We start from the raw sequence: 16,091 nt of genomic DNA, 5'->3' as shown, positions 1-16,091 counted from the left end.
TGTTCAACTTCTTTTAGCACAGGGTTGCGATACTGTCAGGCATTATTTCCGCGCTGCGCATGAGCACGCTGGGACAGTTCGTCGAGCAATTTCTGCTCCTGCCGATCGGCTCTGGCTTGCGCTTCCTGGCGGTATTTTTCAATCAGCTTGCGCAAGGCTTCGAGGCGCTGATAGCGCTGGCGCCAATTCTCGCGCGCCTTCTCGATACTTTCGCCGTGCCAGCCCACGGTCTGACGCTGCTGCTCCATGGCCACTTCCATTTGCGCCATGAAGCGCTGATAGTTCATCAACCATTCGCGGCCCACGCCCTGCCCACCGCGCTGGGTCCAGCCTTTGGCGTATTCGCCGCAGTAATATTCCAGATCGCGCAAGCGGCCCTGCGCATCCTCCAGTTGCTTCTGGCATTGCCCCAGCACGGTCGCGGCCTTGCGCTCTTCGTCCAGCGCCATATCCAGCACCGGCGCCAGACGGCGAATGCGGCTTTCACTCATTGATGGTCTGTTCCAGCGCGGCCTGGCTATCGCTCAGGTTGACACTGACATGCAGGCCCTGACGCAGGAACGCCTGCATGGAAGGCATTTTTTCCATTGCCTTGTCGGTCAGCGGGTCGGAACCGGCGGAATAGGCACCCACGCTGATCAGGTCGCGGCTTTGTTGATAACGGGCATAGAGTTGCTTGAACAGTTGCGCCTTGTGCAATTGCTCGGGCGAGACGATCTGCGGCATCGCCCGACTGATGGAGGCCTCGATATCAATCGCCGGGTAGTGCCCCTCCTCGGCCAGCCGGCGCGAGAGCACTACATGTCCATCCAGAATGGCGCGCGAAGCGTCGGCGATGGGGTCCTGCTGATCGTCACCTTCCGACAGTACGGTATAAAAGGCGGTGATGGAGCCGCCGCCTTGTTCGGCATTGCCCGCGCGCTCGACCAGTTGCGGCAGCTTGGCAAACACCGAGGGTGGGTAGCCCTTGGTAGCTGGCGGCTCGCCAATGGCCAGGGCGATCTCCCGCTGCGCCTGAGCAAAGCGGGTCAGCGAATCCATCAGCAGCAGTACGTTCTTGCCCTGATCCCGAAAGTATTCGGCGATGCGGGTGCAGTACATGGCTGCCCGCAGGCGCATCAGGGGCGCATCATCGGCTGGCGAGGCGACCACTACCGAGCGCGCCATGCCCTTTTCACCGAGTATCTGTTCGATGAATTCCTTGACCTCACGACCCCGCTCGCCAACCAGGCCAACGATGGTGATATCGGCATCGGTAAAACGCGTCATCATCCCCAGCAGCATACTCTTGCCCACGCCACTGCCGGCAAACAGCCCCAGACGCTGTCCACGGCCAACCGTCAGTAGGCTATTGATGGAGCGAATTCCCACATCCAGCGGCTCTTCAATAGGGTGACGTTTCAGCGGGTTGATCACCGGACCGTTGAGGTCAACCCAGTCATCGGCCTTGAAGCCACCCTTGCCATCCAGGGGCCGGCCGATACCGTCCACCACGCGGCCAAGCATTGCCGACCCCATCGGCAATTTGCCGCCGCCGCTTGAGGGAACCACCCTGGCGCCCGGCTGCAGCCCTTCCAGACGGTCTACCGGCATCAGGTAAATCTTGTTACCGGCAAAACCCATGACCTCGGCTTCGATACTGTTCTGGCCGGTCGGCGTATCGCTGATGACCAGGCAACGGCTGCCCACTGGCGCCTTGCAGCCCTCGGCTTCCAGCGTCAGCCCCACCATACGGATAAGGCGGCCTTCGACTACCGGGTCTGCCGGCAGGCTGATAGCCGCGTGATAACTGGACAGGCGCCGGGCAAAGCTGGTGCGTTCAAACTGGCTCATGGTCGCCCCCATCATCCACCCGGGCGGCGATGCTCAGATCCGCCTCAGGCGGATGGGCGCGCTGCTCTCGGCGCGCCTCAAACAGCTGGGCAATCAGCTGCTGCATGCGGGTTTCCAGCGTGGCGTCGACTTGGCTGTGTTCGGTCTCAACGCGACAGCCGCCGGCCATCAGGCTATCGTCTTCCAACAGGCGCCAGCTTTCCTCGTGGCGCTCGCGCAGCGCCTTGATCGCATCGAAATCATCGGGGTTGAGGTAAATGCGAATATTGCCGGCACCGACTGGCAGGGCCTTGAGCGCACCGCGCAGCACCTGCAGTACCTGCGTCCGATCAGTGCGCATCTCCCGTTGCAGAACCTCGCGCAGCATGGCTTCGAGCATATGCAGGAGCATGTCTTCGATCTGCTGGTCCTGCTCCTGCAGCGGTATCATCAGTTGTTTCATGAGGACTTCGAGCTCGGCCAGGCGAGCTTCGAGAACAGTGCGTGCTTCTTGCTGCCCCTTCAGCTGGCCAGCATGAAAGCCGTCCTTCTCGCCGGTAGAGAAGCCGTCGTTGTAGGCTTCCTGACGGATTTGCTCGAGCTCTTCCACGGTAAAGGGCTGAACGACTTCCAGCTCTTCTTCGACCTCAGCCGGCGGCTCTTCCTGCTCAGGCTGCCCCTCGGGCTGGCCCCGCTCAAGCGCCACCTGATGCGGTGCGCTGTCAAAGCTCGGCAGATCCCAGCGGCTGAAGCCTTCCACCTGGCCTGCGCGCAGCAACTCGGATTCGGATTTGTTTGACGCCATGGGCTACTACCCTGCAGCTGAAAGAATGACTGCGCCAGAATAGCACCGCACCGCAAGGCACGTCTGGCCGCTTGGCAAACCTGCGCTCGGCACGGGCCGGATAGGCGGGCATCGGAGCAGGCAAAACCGCCTGACAGAATGCGCCATCCTGGCGGCCCTGATCAGATCATTTCCTCGCCACCCTTGCCGCCCAGCACAATCTCGCCAGCATCGGCCATGCGTCGGGCGATAGTCAGGATTTCCTTCTGCGCCGCTTCCACTTCGCTGATGCGCACTGGCCCCTTGGCTTCCAGGTCGTCCTGCAGCAGTTCGGAGGCGCGCTTGGACATGTTGCGGAAAATCTTCTCCTTGATCTCGTCGTCTGCGCCCTTGAGCGCGACGATCAGTACTTCCGAGGAGACTTCGCGCAGCAGCGCCTGAATGCCGCGATCGTCCACCTCGGCAAGGTTGTCGAACACGAACATCAGGTCTTCGATCTTCGAGGACAGATCCTCGTCCATTTCGCGAATGGCTTCGATCAACTGCGACTCGGTGCTGGACTCGAGGAAGTTCATGATATCCGCCGTGCGCTTGATACCGCCCATGTTGGCCCGAGTGGTGTTGGAGTTGCCGGCAAACTGCTTCTCCAGAATCTCGTTCAATTCTTTCAGGGCCGAGGGCTGCACCGTATTGAGTGAAGCCACACGCAGCAACACATCCAGACGCACCTTGTGGTCAAAATAACCCACCACTTCGGCTGCCATGTCCGGGTCCAGGTAGGCCACGACAATGGCCTGAATCTGCGGATGCTCGTAGCGGATCACGTCGGCCACAGCGCGCGGTTCCATCCACTTGAGGCTGTCCAGACCGGAGGTGCTGCCGCCCAGCAGGATGCGGTCCACCAGGCTGTTGGCCTTATCCTCACCCAGCGCCTGGGTGAGCATGGTGCGAATGTAATTGTCCGCACCCACGCCCAGCCCGGTCTGATCGCCAACCACCTCGATAAAATCGCCCATGACCTCCTGCACCTGCTCACGGTGTACGGTGCGCAGGCCCGCCATGGCGCTACCCACACGTTGCACTTCCTTGGGCCCCATGTGCTTGAGAATTGCTGCTGCATCGGACTCGCCGAGGCTGAGCAGAAAGATGGCTGCCTTATCCAGGCGCGAGAGCTTCTGCGGACGTTTGCTGGCTTCTTCACTCATCGGCGTTAATCCATTCTTTGACTACTTGCGCCACCCGGCCCGGATCTTCGGCGAGCAGGCCCTTGATGGCATTCAGCTGCTGTTCATAACCGGCGCCCGGCGGCGGCAGCAGGACCGGCGCCGATCCCGGACCGGACAGACTGACGTGGTCCGGACGCAGGTCATCATCGAGTCCGCCTGCACCACCTTCCGGGTAAGCGGCGGGATAGCCGCCCTCACCGCTGCCACTGCGACTGGACACTGTCAGATTCTTCAGCGCCGGACGCAGCACCGCAAACACCAGTATCAGCACGAAGAGAATACCGAGAATCTGTTTGGCCACATCCCAGAACCAGGGCTGCTCCCAAAACGGAATGGCGGGTAACGGCTCCGACTCCGGCTGCGCCACAAAGGCACTGTTGATGACACTGACGCTGTCGCCACGGCTGGCATCGTAACCTACCGCGTCCTGCACCAGGCGCGTCAGGCGGGCAATCTCTGCCTCGCTCAGTGGTGTGCGGGTTACCTCGCCGGTCTCGGCATTGACGCTAGAGGGATCATCCACGACCACGGCAACAGACAAGCGCTGCAGCCGACCCTGCTGCTGCCGAGTATGGCTGATCTGGCGGTCCAGTTCATAGTTGCGGGTAGCCTGTTCGCGGCTGTCTCTGGGCACTACTGGCGCAATCGGCTCACCGGTTTGCGGGTCAATCGCCTGCTCCGGTGCGACGCCACCGGTGGGCGGCTGGTTGGAGAGTGCGCCGGGGATGCCAACCGCGCCGGTATTGCCGCTGCGCTGCTCACTGACTACCTGCTCGCTGCGCAGTGCCGACTCGGGGCTGTACATTTCTGCTGTGGATTCAACTGCGCTGAAGTCCACATCGGCAGAAACTTCCGCCTTGTAACGCCCCTCACCCAGTACCGGTTGCAGAATGTTGTGCACCCGACGGGTATAGGTATCTTCCAGCCGGCGGGAATAGTCGAACTGCCGACCGGCGACGGTCAGCTCGTTCAGCTCGTTCTGATTGGACAGCAGGTTGCCGTTCTGATCGACCACGGTAACCTCATCCTTGCCCAGCTCGGGTACGCTGGTCGCCACCAGATTGACAATGGCCATCACCTGCGCCGGCTCGAGTCGACGGCCGGCGTACATCTCCAGCAGTACCGACGCGCTGGGCTTGCGCTCATCGCGCACGAACACGGTCGAGCGCGGGATGGCAATGTGCACGCGCGCATTCTTGACGTTATAAAGGCTGGCAATGGTGCGCGCCATTTCACCTTCGAGGCCACGACGATAACGCGCGGTCTCCATGAACTGGCTGGTGCCTAGGCTTTGCTCGCGATCCAGAATCTCGAAACCCAGATTGCCGTCGGTCGGCGCGATGCCGGCCCCGGCCAGACGCATGCGCGCATCGGCCAGGTCTTCGGTTCTGACCAACAGGGCGCCGCTGTTGGGCTCGACTTTATAGTTGATGCGGCTTTGCTGCAGCATGTCTACCACCTGCGCGGCATCATAGCCCTCCATGCTGTTGTACAGCGGGCGATACTCCTCTTCCTGCGACCACAGCACGACGGCAAAACCGATAGCCACACTGGCAGCCAGACCCACCAGCAGCCCAAACTGTCGCAGCATCGGCAACTGCGCCAGGTTGTCCAGAAAGGCCAAGCCCATCAAAGGCTTGCGCTCAGCATTCAGCTGGTTCTGGGTGGCGGGTGTATTGGCGGATTCCATTGGCTTTCCTCAAGCAGTCAGCAGCAAACAATACCAGTCAAATACAGCTTAGATAGGCATCTTCATGATGTCTTCGTAGGCCGTCACCATCTTGTTGCGCACTTGGGTGATGGCCTGGAAGGCTACAGACGATTTCTGGGAGGCAATCATCACTTCGGTCAGATCAATGCCCTGGTCTCCGCGCTCGTACGCGGTCTGCAAATTACCCGTGGTTTTCTGCAGTTCGTTGACGCGATCCACCGCCTGCTTGAGCATGTCGTCGAATGCCGGGGCGTTGACGTTCTGCTGAACCGGAGCCGCAGGCTGCGGCTTGCCCATGGCTTCCATCTGCATGGTGCGCATCTGCAACATCAAACGATTGAATTCAACACCTTGGGTCATACCTGCCTCCGGGCCGTAAAATTTTTGACGGCTACTGTCGCTTTACAGGTACTTGAGCAAGATTGGTGCCAAGATGTGATGAGTATCACAGGGTGTGCGGATTTTGCGCGGGGCCTAGCCTCGTCTTGGGTGGAAATCCGTCGTAGGGCGGGTAACGCCGCAAGCTTACCCGCCATGGTGGAAGGCTTCGGCCTTCCACCCTACCTCTGGCGTCTGCGCGGCGCAGTGTGCCTACGTAGGGAGGGTAACGCCGAAGGCTTACCCGCCAGGCTGGATGGCTTCGGCCATCCAGCCTACATCTGGCGTCTGCGCGGCTCGTGAGCCGAGGTGCTTGGCTCGTCACCGTGTAGCCCCCAGGCAACTGCGCGGCGCAGTGTGCCTACGTAGGGAGGGTAACGCCGCAGGCTTACCCGCCAGGCTGGATAGCTTCGGCCATCCAGCCTGCATGGAGCCAGCGCACTCAAACGCCGGCAAACAAACTCGCCTCCACATCCAGGCCCGCATCGCGCATCTGCGCCAGCTTGTAGCGCAGCGTCCGCGGGCTGATGCCCAGGCGATCCGCCGCCTCCTTGCGCCGACCGTGCTCGGAGCGCAGCACGTCGATGATCATCTGGTATTCGCGCTGTCTGACACCCGCACCCAAGCCGCCCGTGGCTGCTGGCGGCGCCACCGTAACGGGCTCTGCAACAGGAGGCGCGACGCTGAGCGTGCGCGCCGTCATATTGGTACCAGGCGCTACCGTCAGGCACAGATCGCAGGGTTGAATCAGCCCGCCCTGCTGCAGAACCAATGCGCGTTGTACGGCGTTATCCAGCTCCCGCACGTTGCCCGGCCAGGCATGCGTTTGCAGCGCCTGCACAGCCTCAGCGGAAAAGCCGATAGCACTCATGTTCATCTTGCGACTGTGCTTGGCGAGCAAGCGCTCGGCTATCGGCAAAATGTCACCGGGACGCTCACGCAGGGCCTGCCACTGCAAAGGGAATACTCCAAGGCGGTAATACAGATCTTCCCGGAACCGCCCTGCCGCCACCTCTGCCGGCAGATCACGGTTGGTGGTCGCGATGATGCGGATATCCAGTTGAATCAGCTTGCGCCCGCCCACGCGCTCGACCTCGCGCTCCTGCAACACACGCAGCAACTTGGCCTGCAGACTCAGGGGCATTTCGGAGATTTCATCCAGCAGCAACGTGCCGCCATTGGCCTGCTCAAACTTGCCGGCCTGCGCTGCCACTGCGCCGGTAAAGGCGCCCTTCTCATGGCCGAAAAGCGTCGCTTCGAGCATATTTTCCGGGATGGCTGCGCAGTTGATGGCAATGAAGGGTTGTTCGGCACGTGGCGAGTTCTGATGAATGTAACGCGCCAGCACTTCCTTGCCGGTGCCTGACTCACCCGATACCAGGACAGTTGAATCGCTTCCGGCCACCCGGCGCGCCAGGTCCAGCAACTGCAGGCTGGCCTGCTCCACCGCTACTGGACCCTCGCCGGGCACCGCCTGCAGCTTACCCTGCGCGTGCTGGGCAACCAGATCCAGCAAGGCCTTGGGCGCGAACGGCTTGACCAGATAGTCCACCGCCCCATCGCGAATGGCAGTGACAGCCTGTTGTACCGTACCGTATGCGGTCATCAACAGGACCGGCAACTGCGGGTGTTGACTACGCAGGTTACGCAGCAAGGCGTGCCCATCCATGCCCGGCATGTTGACGTCGCTGATAACCATGCTGACGTTATGTTGACGTAGCAGACCCAACGCCGATTCGGCATCCGCCGCCTGCACATAATCGTAGCCGCCAAGCATCAGGGTATCGGCCAGTGCCTCGCGCAAGGATTGGTCATCTTCTACCAAGAGAACCCGGGTAGCCTGAGTATTCATAGCGCCTCCTGCTCTTCGGCTATCAACGCCCGCACGGGCAGCAGCATTTCTGCACAGGTGCCCCAGCCGGCCTTGCTGCGCAGCGCAAAGGAACCACCGTGGGCCTGCACCACCGACTTGACGACCGCAACCCCCAGACCCGTACCCTGAGCCCGAGTAGTATGAAAGGGCTCGCCAATACGCGCGAGCAGAGCCGGGGACATGCCGCAACCGGTGTCTACCACGCTCAAACTCAATTGACCTTCTATCAGGCGCAACGTGACTTTGAGATTGGGCCGGGGGGCACCCGCATGCAGGGCATTGTCGATCAGATTGGTCACCGCGCCGGTCAGGGTATCGAGGTTGCAGCGCAGCATGAGATCGGCTGGCACCAGGTAATCCCAGCGGCAGCTGGCGCCCTTTTCTTCTATGAGACTTTCGGCCTGGTTCTGCAACCACTCGAAAAAGATCGAGACCGGCAGGCAGTCGTCCATCGGCAGGTCACCTTTGGCAAACTGCAGCATGTCGCGAATTTGATGTTCAATACTCTGCAGGCGGCCCTGCAGACGCTCGGCGAAGCGCGTACGATGCACCGGAGCCAGCTCTGCGGCAGTCAGATGCTCGGCGTAGAGTAACGCCGCCGACAGCGGCGTCCGGATCTGATGCGCCAGCGAAGCAACCATGCGCCCCAACGCGGAAAGCCTTTCATTGCGTGCCAACTGGCTTTGCAATTGGCGGGTTTCGGTCAGGTCATTGAGCAGGATGAGCTGGCCAGGCTCGCCTACCAGTGAACGGGTGGCCAGCGAAACACGACGGCCGCTGCGCAGGGAAACCTCATGATAGTCGTCTTCACGGGGGGCAAAGCGCTCACGAATCAGGTCGCGCCACAGCTGACCTTCCAGGGGTTCACCCAGCAAATCGCGTGCGGCGGGGTTGGCCTCGCGCACCATCCCTCGGCCATCGAGCACCACAACGCCACCTGGCAACAGGTCGAGCACATTCTGCAGCCGGCCCGCCAGCCGCGCCTTCTCTGCCAGCTCGTGGGTACGCTGCGCCTCGGCATCAGCCAGTTGCCGCTTGAGCATGGCCACTTGCTGCTCCAGCAACGCGTGTGACTGAGCAAGCTGCTCGGACACCTCACTGAAACGCTCATAGGCCTCCGCCAGCGGTTCGGCACTAGCCTTGGCGCTGGGAGCAGCGGTCTGCGATACGGATGTTGCGGATACGGCCATCGGGATTCCCCTGGGTACTGAAAACTGTCATCAGGGGAGGTAGAGCAAAGGCTATGCCAGTTTATGAAAATCCTTTTAAAACATAGGCTTGTAGTAAAAATCGGCAATAAATCAAAAAACGCGTCAGTCTTCTGACAGCTCGGCGCCGCGATTGAGGCCGTACTTGCGCATCTTCTCGACCAGAGTGGTTCGGCGGATCTTCAGGCGTTCTGCCGCTCGAGCAACAACGCCGCTGGACTCGTCCAGCGCCTGCTGGATGAGGGTCTGCTCCAGGCCAGCCAGGTACTCCTTGAGATCGAGCCCCTCCGGCGGCAGGAAAGCCGGACTATCAAGCCCGACCAAGCCGCTGAAAGCCTCGCCGCGCTCGTCCTCGTCTTCACGCAACTGGCGCAGGTCGTCCTGATCGTCTTCCACATAGCGGAACTTGCGCGGCAGCTCACCCACGCCAATCACGCCGTGCGGATGCATGATGGCCATGCGCTCGACCAGATTGGCCAGCTCGCGTACGTTGCCAGGCCATTCGTGCTGACACAGGGACATGATCGCCGAGGTGCTGAAACGGATCGAGCCGCGCTTTTCCTTTTCCATCCGGGTAATCAGTTCGTTGAGCAGCAACGGCAGATCTTCGATGCGCTCGCGCATGGCTGGCATATCGATGGGGAAAACGTTGAGACGATAGAACAGATCTTCACGGAAACTGCCCTGCGCTATCATTTGCTCGAGATTCTTGTGAGTGGCGGCAATAACACGCACATCAGCGCTCTGCACCTTGTTGCTGCCCACACGTTCGAAGGTACGCTCCTGCAGCACCCGCAACAGCTTCACCTGCATCGGCAGTGGCATGTCGCCAATTTCATCGAGAAACAGGGTTCCGCCCTGTGCCAACTCAAAGCGACCAGCGCGGGTGGTAATGGCACCGGTGAAGGCGCCCTTCTCGTGACCAAAGAGTTCGCTCTCCAGCAGTTCTGCCGGAATGGCACCACAGTTGACCGGCACAAAAGGCGCGTCTTTACGGCGAGAGTGATAGTGCAGATTGCGCGCGACCACTTCCTTGCCTGTACCCGACTCGCCAAGAATCAGCACGGTAGCTTCAGTATCGGCTACCTGCTGCATCATCTGCCGTACTGACTGAATGGAACGACTGGTGCCCACGAGGCTGCGAAACAAGTTTGGCTCGCGCTGGCGCTGGCGGCTTGAATTTTCTTCAAAGACCTCGCGATACACCTGCGCGCGATGCAAGGCATCGAGCAGGTGATTGTAACTGAGTGGCGGTTCCAGCACGGCGAGCAGACGTTGTTTGAGGTGATCCGGCCATTTGCTCGACTGCTCCGGGTCAATCAGGATGATGGGGAGATTCTCATCCCACTTGTCGAGCTGCCCCAACAGCGCCGGCAGACCCTGCTCGAGCTCACAGCGACCAAGAATCACGCACTTGATAGAACCCGACCCTTGCACCTGTGCGTTCGCGCTCACCAGCCAGTTTTGCGAGTCACTGATAACGGCTTCTTCACCCAGAAAGCCAAGAATCACCGAAAGGTCATGGCGATTTTGCGCGGAATCGTCGATCGATAAGATATGGCTATTGAGCAGCATAGGCAGGGGGCGTTCCTGTGGGCAGGCTGGGGTGGTCGCGGAGCAATGATGGCGCCGCGCCACACCCTGTTATCTTGGGGCTAAATGTAGTCAGAAATGGCGCCGGAGTCAAATAGTTGGCGCAGTAAAGTTGGCTGTTTTTCGGGAGTCAAAAGCCCCACGAACAGCCGCCCTTCAGGAAAACATCTGATAGACCTTGGCGCTCTGGCGGCTTTTCTGCAGCCCCTGCAGCTCTTCCGCCAACTTGCCCTGCACCGCCTGACACAAGGCAACCACTTCGCGGTAGGTCTCGCTCAGGTCTTCCAGCACGACGGCAACCTGCTGGTCATCGCGCTGGGGGTCTTCCATCGCCTGGCGCACCTGGTCCCGACACAGCCGGTCCAGCTCGCCAACTTGCTGCCAATCTCCAGCCTTGACGGCATCGATCAGAGAACTGTGGGTATGTTGCAACTGCTCTACGGCATTGGCCATGTCTGACTCCTCACGCTTGGCGGATGCCGTCCCAACCGGCCTTCACTTCACGCAGCAAATCGGTTACTTCATCCAGCAGGGCTGGATCATTACGCAGGTTAGCCTGACTCAGGCGCTGCTGCATGAAAGCATAAAGGCTATCCAGATTGCCCGCCACTTCTCCGCCTTGTTTGTGGTCCAGCGCTTCACGCAGCCCACCAAGAATAGCAACAGCCTTGCCAATCTGCTCGCCCTTGAGCCCCACGTTACCGTGCATCATTGCGCCCTTGGCCTGCGCGACACGCTGCAAACCGCCTTCCATCAGCATCTGGATCAGGCGGTGAGGGTCAGCCTCACTGACCTGAGCGTTGACGTTAACGGTCTGGTATTGCTTCATTGCGGCGTAAGCATTCATCGGACAAACCCTGCTGGCAAATGGGACATGACTCACTTATCGGCACCGCAACCTAAAGCTGAAGGCCAAAAAAGAAAAAACCGGCGCCAGGCCGGTTTTTCTTCAGCAGAGCGAGCAGGCGTCACGCCGGCTCGATCGCATCCCAGGCTTCCTTGATTTCAGTCAGCAGATGCTGAACCTCATCGAGTGAGCGGGGCGTATCGTCCAGTGCCACACCGGCAAGTTTGAGTGTCATATAGTCGTAGAGAGCATCCAGATTCTCGGCAATTTCACCGCCCAGATCCTTATCCAGCGCCGCCTGCAACGCCCCGATAATGCTGATGGTACTGCTCACCGCTACGCCGCGGCGCTCGGGGTTGCCGGTTGCCTGGGCGTGGCGCGCCAGCTTGAGGCGCTCGATGGCGCCGTTGAGCAACAGCTGAACCGCGCGGTACTGGGATACTTCCTGGGAGATATTGACCTGCTTGTAGGTATCGATTGGGCTTTTCATTTAGCGGTCCTGTTTTACAACGCCGGGAAGACTTTCCAGCACGCCACTCAGATAATTGCTGGTGCCGCTCAGCTGCCCCACCAACGAATCCATCGCGTTGAACTGGGCAAGCAATCGCGATTCAAGCTGGGCAGTTCGCCTGCCAAGCGCTTCGCGTTGATCACTCACGTCGGAAATGGTGTTTTGCAAAGCCTTGGTGCGCCCGTCCAACAGCCCACCCGTTTCAGTGTAAGGCTTCACCCTGTTCTCCAGGCGAGCCATCAAGCCTGTATCACCAGTCAGAAAGTCACCGAGCTTATCGACGCCAGATTCGATAACCGTATCCAGCTTCGCATCATCAATTTTAAGCTTACCATCTCGCTCGGTGGTAATGCCTAGGTCTGCCAGAATGCGCAGCTCGCCACCTGACTGACTGGTAAGGTCGCTACGGATGCCATTCATAAAGCTCCGTACGGACGAGTCGCCAACCAAGGCACCCGTTACCGGTGCACTGTCATCCCCGCCAACTGCAGTGACCTTGGTCAGAGAACCAACCGTACCAACCAGCTTGTTATAAGCGTCAACAAATGCAGTAATTGACGTCTTGACCGCTTCACGGTCTTCGCTAACTGCAAGCCCTACGGTTTTGTTGGCGGCTTGATCCTCGGCTGACTGCGCTGCGTTCAGCGTCAGCGTCACACCCTCAATAGCGTTATCGATGGTGTTGGTCGCACTGCTGAGGGTAATACCGTCAACGGAGAAGCTTGCATTCTGTGCCTGGGTGATCACCTGGGGAGCTCGCTCAGGAGTAACCATGCCGTTGGATCCTGGAAAGTTCAGAATCGACAGGTCGCCCGTAGCGCCAGCGGTGGAGCTGACAGTTATGTCGTTGCCTGCGCCTGTGGTGGCGGAACTCAATACGATCCGCGCCCCGCCAGTGCCGTTGGGATCATTAACGATAGTGGCAGTCAGGCCGCTGTCCTTGCCAGCAAGGTTGATCGCATCCCGGATGCCGGTCAGGGTATCCTGCCCTTCCCCAATCTGCACCTGAAGGGGCGGCTCGCTTCCGATCTGAATATCCAGCGTACCCGTTCCGATAACCGTGTCTGGGCTATCAACGCCAGCAAGTGCAATCTTGCTGCTCTTGGCAATATCGAACACCTTCACATCGTAATTACCCGCTGTGGCTTTTGAGCCCGCGGTCGCAGTGAAAATGTCGGTATTGGCGGAAACAGCAGAACGCTTCTGAAACAGCGAAGCGCTATTAAGGTCAGCCAAAGAGGTCTGAAATGCGGACATGGCGCTACGAAACTGCCCAAGAGCGGAGACCTTAGTAGTGGTCGCTTTTTCTAGTCGATTGAGCTGTGCTTCCTTGGGTGCTTTTTCGGCATTAACCAGTGCATCCACGATACTGCGGATGTCCAGACCGGACCCGATGCCCGCTCCAATTCCTCCAAGCGCCATATCAACCTCTCTCGACCGTTTCTTGACGGTCCGATTAGTGAATCATGTTTAGCACGGACATCAAGCAAAAAATGCGCCAGAATGCGCTCTATTCATGCTTCAGTTTTAAATAATAAACTGCGCGCTTCTGACAAGCTTTCCGCGAGCCGTAAGGCTTCCTCAGAAGGGATCTGTCTGATGATATTCCCGGTTTCGCGATCCATGATGTTCACCACCACTTCCCCACTCTCGTCATCAAGATTGAAATCGATATCGCGGTTGACCGCCTGCACAAAATCGTTCATTTCAACGACTGCGGCCTGCAAATCAACTTCGGCATTCTCAACAGGCTTTGTAACAGCTACCGCTAAATCCGTTTCGTCGACGTACTGTGCCTTCGCCTGGGGAGCAATTCCTACAGGCAGTACCGCTCTCGAACGGGTATCCGTGTCGAGCTCGGCCTGAACGCTGCCAACCCGAGGCACGCCCGAAAGACCTGAAATGCGCGTTTCCATAATCCTTGCCTCATAAACGACAATGCGGAGAGAAGATCACTCTTCCCCCCGCTGCTTATCGACTACCGGCTATCTTAGCCCAGCAGACTGAGAACTGCCTGCGGCAACTGGTTCGCCTGGGACAGCATCGCAGTACCGGCCTGCTGCATGATCTGGTTTTTGGTCAGATTAGCAGTTTCTGCTGCGTAGTCGGTGTCCATGATGCGGCTGCGAGAGGCTGACACGTTTTCGGAGATGTTTTGCAGGTTAGCAATTGTAGAAGAGAACCGATTCTGCTTGGCACCCAAATCAGCGCGCGTTGTATCAATTTCTTGGAGAGCGGCATCGATCGCAGTTAGCATATCCTCGGTAGTCAGAGCACTAGTGGAGCTAATGTCCACAGCCGTGGCGTCAACGCCGAGATCCGTTGCATCAAAACCTTCACCGGTGGTACCACTCTCGAAGCCCACAGTGATGACGTCGTTCGTGCTGGCCTCGGAACCCACTTGGAAAGAAACAGATCCAGCTGTGCCATCCAGCAACTTGATTTTACCGAAAGAAGTTGTGTTGGCAATCCTATCCAACTCTGACTGAAGCTCAACAACTTCAGCATTCAACGAGTCTTTGTCATCATCACTATTGCTGCCGTTCGCTGCTTGCAGCGTCAACTCACGCATCCGTTGAAGCAAGTTTGTTGACTCTTGCAGAGCCCCTTCAGCAGTCTGCGCCATAGAAATGCCGTCGTTCGCATTACGGGCAGCGACATTAAGGCCATTAATCTGACTGGTGAGGCGATTAGATATCTGCAAACCTGCCGCGTCATCTTTGGCACTATTAATCCTAGAGCCAGATGAGAGGCGCTCCATTGCTGTTGCAAGAGAATTAGTGCTGCCACTCAAATTACGCTGGGCGTTCAGTGAAGCTACGTTCGTGTTAACTGTAAGAGCCATGATAAATACCTCGACCTAGTGTTGTTTGCCTGAGCTTGCGACTCGCGGGCCGGCTTTGCCCAGGCACCCATTGAGTTCGCATTCGATTACTTTATCGGCATCCCTGTCAGGACCTTTAGGGTTATTGCTGAATTATTTTTTGCTGTGCTTGACAACCGCCCAGCTAACCCAGATCACCCTAAACGCACCTGACATGGTTTTGACGCCAATCAGATGCTCCGCCGATGACTGTGTATCGACGTGGGCGGAAATAACTTTAGGGTGCGTTTTGAGGCGGCTGATTCCCGCGGGGCATTGATCGTTCCTACGCTCCAGCGTGGGAACGCACGCAGCCTGAGTGACACGCGTAGCAGAAGGGACGCTCCGCCTGGGAGGGCCAGGTTCCATCCCGGCCTGCGGGGGTATGGCTGACCACGCATGGTCGCGATGGAACGCGACCCTCCCAGCTAACCGCCACATCAAAAACAACCGCGCACCTGCTGGGAGGGCCAGGTTCCATCCCGGCCTGCGGGGGTGTGACTGACCACGCGTGGTCGCGGTGGAACGCGCCCCTCCCAGCTAACCGCAACGGCAAAAACAAAGCACGCTCCGCCTGGGAGGGCCGGGTTCCATCCCGGCCTGGGATGGTATGGCTGACCACGCATAGTCGCGGTGGAACGCGACCCTCCCAGCTAACCGCAACGGCAAAAACAAAGCGCGCTCCGCCTGGGAGGGCCAGGTTCCATCCCGGCCTGCGGAGGTATGGCTGATCACGCGTGGTCGCGGTGGAACGCGACCCTCCCAGCTAACCGCAACACCAAGAACAAAGCACGCTCCGCCTGGGAGGGCCAGGTTCCATCCCGGCCTGGGGTGGTATGGCTGACCACGCATGGTCGCGGTGGAACGCGACCCTCCCACAGCTAACCGCAACGGCAAAAACAAAGCACGCTCCGCCTGGGAGGGCCAGGTTCCATCCCGGCCTGCGGGGGTGTGACTGACCACGCGTGGTCGCGGTGGAACGCGACCCTCCCAGCTAACCGCAACGGCAAAAACAAAGCACGCTCCGCCTGGGAGGGCCAGGTTCCATCCCGGCCTGCGGGGGTATGGCTGACCACGCATGGTCGCGGTGGAACGCGACCCTTCCAGCTAACCGCAACGGCAAAAACAAAGCGCGCTTCTCCTGGGAGGGCCAGGTTCCATCCCGGCCTGGGGTGGTATGGCTGACCACGCATGGTCGAGATGGAACTCGATGAGATGGTCTCCTCCCTCTCCCTTCTACGGCGTCGATGCGCCAGGGGATAGATGCTAAACATCTACTGAAACC

Annotated in this window: 15 protein-coding genes; all 15 read right to left on the bottom strand. The window is 59.3% G+C overall.

Going from position 1 to position 16,091, the window contains the following annotated elements:
- Positions 1 to 35: 35 nt before the first annotated feature.
- The 15 genes from fliJ to V7756_RS12310 all read right to left on the bottom strand — a co-directional run bounded on the left by fliJ (position 36) and on the right by V7756_RS12310 (position 14,788).
- Positions 36 to 491, bottom strand: a complete 456-nt coding sequence (gene fliJ, locus V7756_RS12380; RefSeq protein ID WP_335610491.1) for a flagellar export protein FliJ — start codon at positions 489 to 491, stop codon at positions 36 to 38.
- Positions 484 to 1,833 carry a flagellar protein export ATPase FliI gene (fliI, locus tag V7756_RS12375; RefSeq protein ID WP_335610490.1) on the bottom strand — a complete coding sequence of 450 codons (1,350 nt, stop codon included), beginning with the start codon at positions 1,831 to 1,833 and terminating at the stop codon, positions 484 to 486. Before fliI ends, fliJ begins: the two co-directional genes overlap by 8 nt.
- Positions 1,820 to 2,617, bottom strand: a complete 798-nt coding sequence (fliH, locus tag V7756_RS12370) for a flagellar assembly protein FliH (protein WP_335610489.1) — start codon at positions 2,615 to 2,617, stop codon at positions 1,820 to 1,822. The genes fliI and fliH overlap by 14 nt, the downstream gene beginning before the upstream one ends.
- Positions 2,618 to 2,778: 161 nt before the next feature.
- Positions 2,779 to 3,801, bottom strand: a complete 1,023-nt coding sequence (gene fliG, locus V7756_RS12365) for a flagellar motor switch protein FliG (protein WP_335610488.1) — start codon at positions 3,799 to 3,801, stop codon at positions 2,779 to 2,781.
- Positions 3,794 to 5,512, bottom strand: a complete 1,719-nt coding sequence (fliF, locus tag V7756_RS12360) for a flagellar basal-body MS-ring/collar protein FliF (RefSeq protein WP_335610487.1) — start codon at positions 5,510 to 5,512, stop codon at positions 3,794 to 3,796. Before fliF ends, fliG begins: the two co-directional genes overlap by 8 nt.
- 48 nt (positions 5,513 to 5,560) lie before the next feature.
- Positions 5,561 to 5,893: a flagellar hook-basal body complex protein FliE gene (fliE, locus tag V7756_RS12355; protein ID WP_335610486.1), complete on the bottom strand. Its 333-nt coding sequence runs from the start codon at positions 5,891 to 5,893 to the stop codon at positions 5,561 to 5,563.
- Positions 5,894 to 6,353: 460 nt separating this feature from the next.
- Entirely contained in the window at positions 6,354 to 7,763 is a 1,410-nt protein-coding gene (locus tag V7756_RS12350) for a sigma-54-dependent transcriptional regulator (RefSeq protein ID WP_335610485.1), read from the bottom strand.
- Entirely contained in the window at positions 7,760 to 8,974 is a 1,215-nt protein-coding gene (locus V7756_RS12345; protein WP_335610484.1) for a sensor histidine kinase, read from the bottom strand. Before V7756_RS12345 ends, V7756_RS12350 begins: the two co-directional genes overlap by 4 nt.
- A gap of 123 nt (positions 8,975 to 9,097) precedes the next feature.
- On the bottom strand, positions 9,098 to 10,567 hold the full coding sequence (locus tag V7756_RS12340; RefSeq protein ID WP_335610483.1) for a sigma-54 dependent transcriptional regulator: 1,470 nt from the start codon (positions 10,565 to 10,567) through the stop codon (positions 9,098 to 9,100).
- Positions 10,568 to 10,741: 174 nt separating this feature from the next.
- Positions 10,742 to 11,038: a flagellar protein FliT gene (gene fliT, locus V7756_RS12335; RefSeq protein WP_335610482.1), complete on the bottom strand. Its 297-nt coding sequence runs from the start codon at positions 11,036 to 11,038 to the stop codon at positions 10,742 to 10,744.
- 10 nt (positions 11,039 to 11,048) lie between these two features.
- Positions 11,049 to 11,432 (bottom strand): flagellar export chaperone FliS, encoded by a 384-nt coding sequence (gene fliS, locus V7756_RS12330; RefSeq protein WP_335610481.1) that lies wholly within the window; start codon positions 11,430 to 11,432, stop codon positions 11,049 to 11,051.
- 121 nt (positions 11,433 to 11,553) lie between these two features.
- Positions 11,554 to 11,922, bottom strand: a complete 369-nt coding sequence (gene fliS, locus V7756_RS12325; RefSeq protein WP_335610480.1) for a flagellar export chaperone FliS — start codon at positions 11,920 to 11,922, stop codon at positions 11,554 to 11,556.
- Positions 11,923 to 13,365, bottom strand: a complete 1,443-nt coding sequence (fliD, locus tag V7756_RS12320) for a flagellar filament capping protein FliD (protein WP_335610479.1) — start codon at positions 13,363 to 13,365, stop codon at positions 11,923 to 11,925. It lies immediately after the preceding gene.
- A gap of 92 nt (positions 13,366 to 13,457) precedes the next feature.
- A complete protein-coding gene (locus V7756_RS12315; RefSeq protein WP_335610478.1) occupies positions 13,458 to 13,859 on the bottom strand; it encodes a flagellar protein FlaG in 402 nt (133 codons plus the stop codon).
- Between the two features lie 74 nt (positions 13,860 to 13,933).
- Complete coding sequence (locus tag V7756_RS12310) at positions 13,934 to 14,788, bottom strand: flagellin domain-containing protein (RefSeq protein ID WP_335610477.1); 855 nt, start codon at positions 14,786 to 14,788, stop codon at positions 13,934 to 13,936.
- Between the last annotated feature and the right edge of the window lie 1,303 nt (positions 14,789 to 16,091).

The sequence above is a fragment of the Halopseudomonas sp. genome (assembly GCF_036961105.1).
Lineage (GTDB): Bacteria > Pseudomonadota > Gammaproteobacteria > Pseudomonadales > Pseudomonadaceae > Halopseudomonas.
Note: the sequence above shows the minus strand (reverse complement) of the source record. Positions and strands in the feature narration are given on the sequence as shown.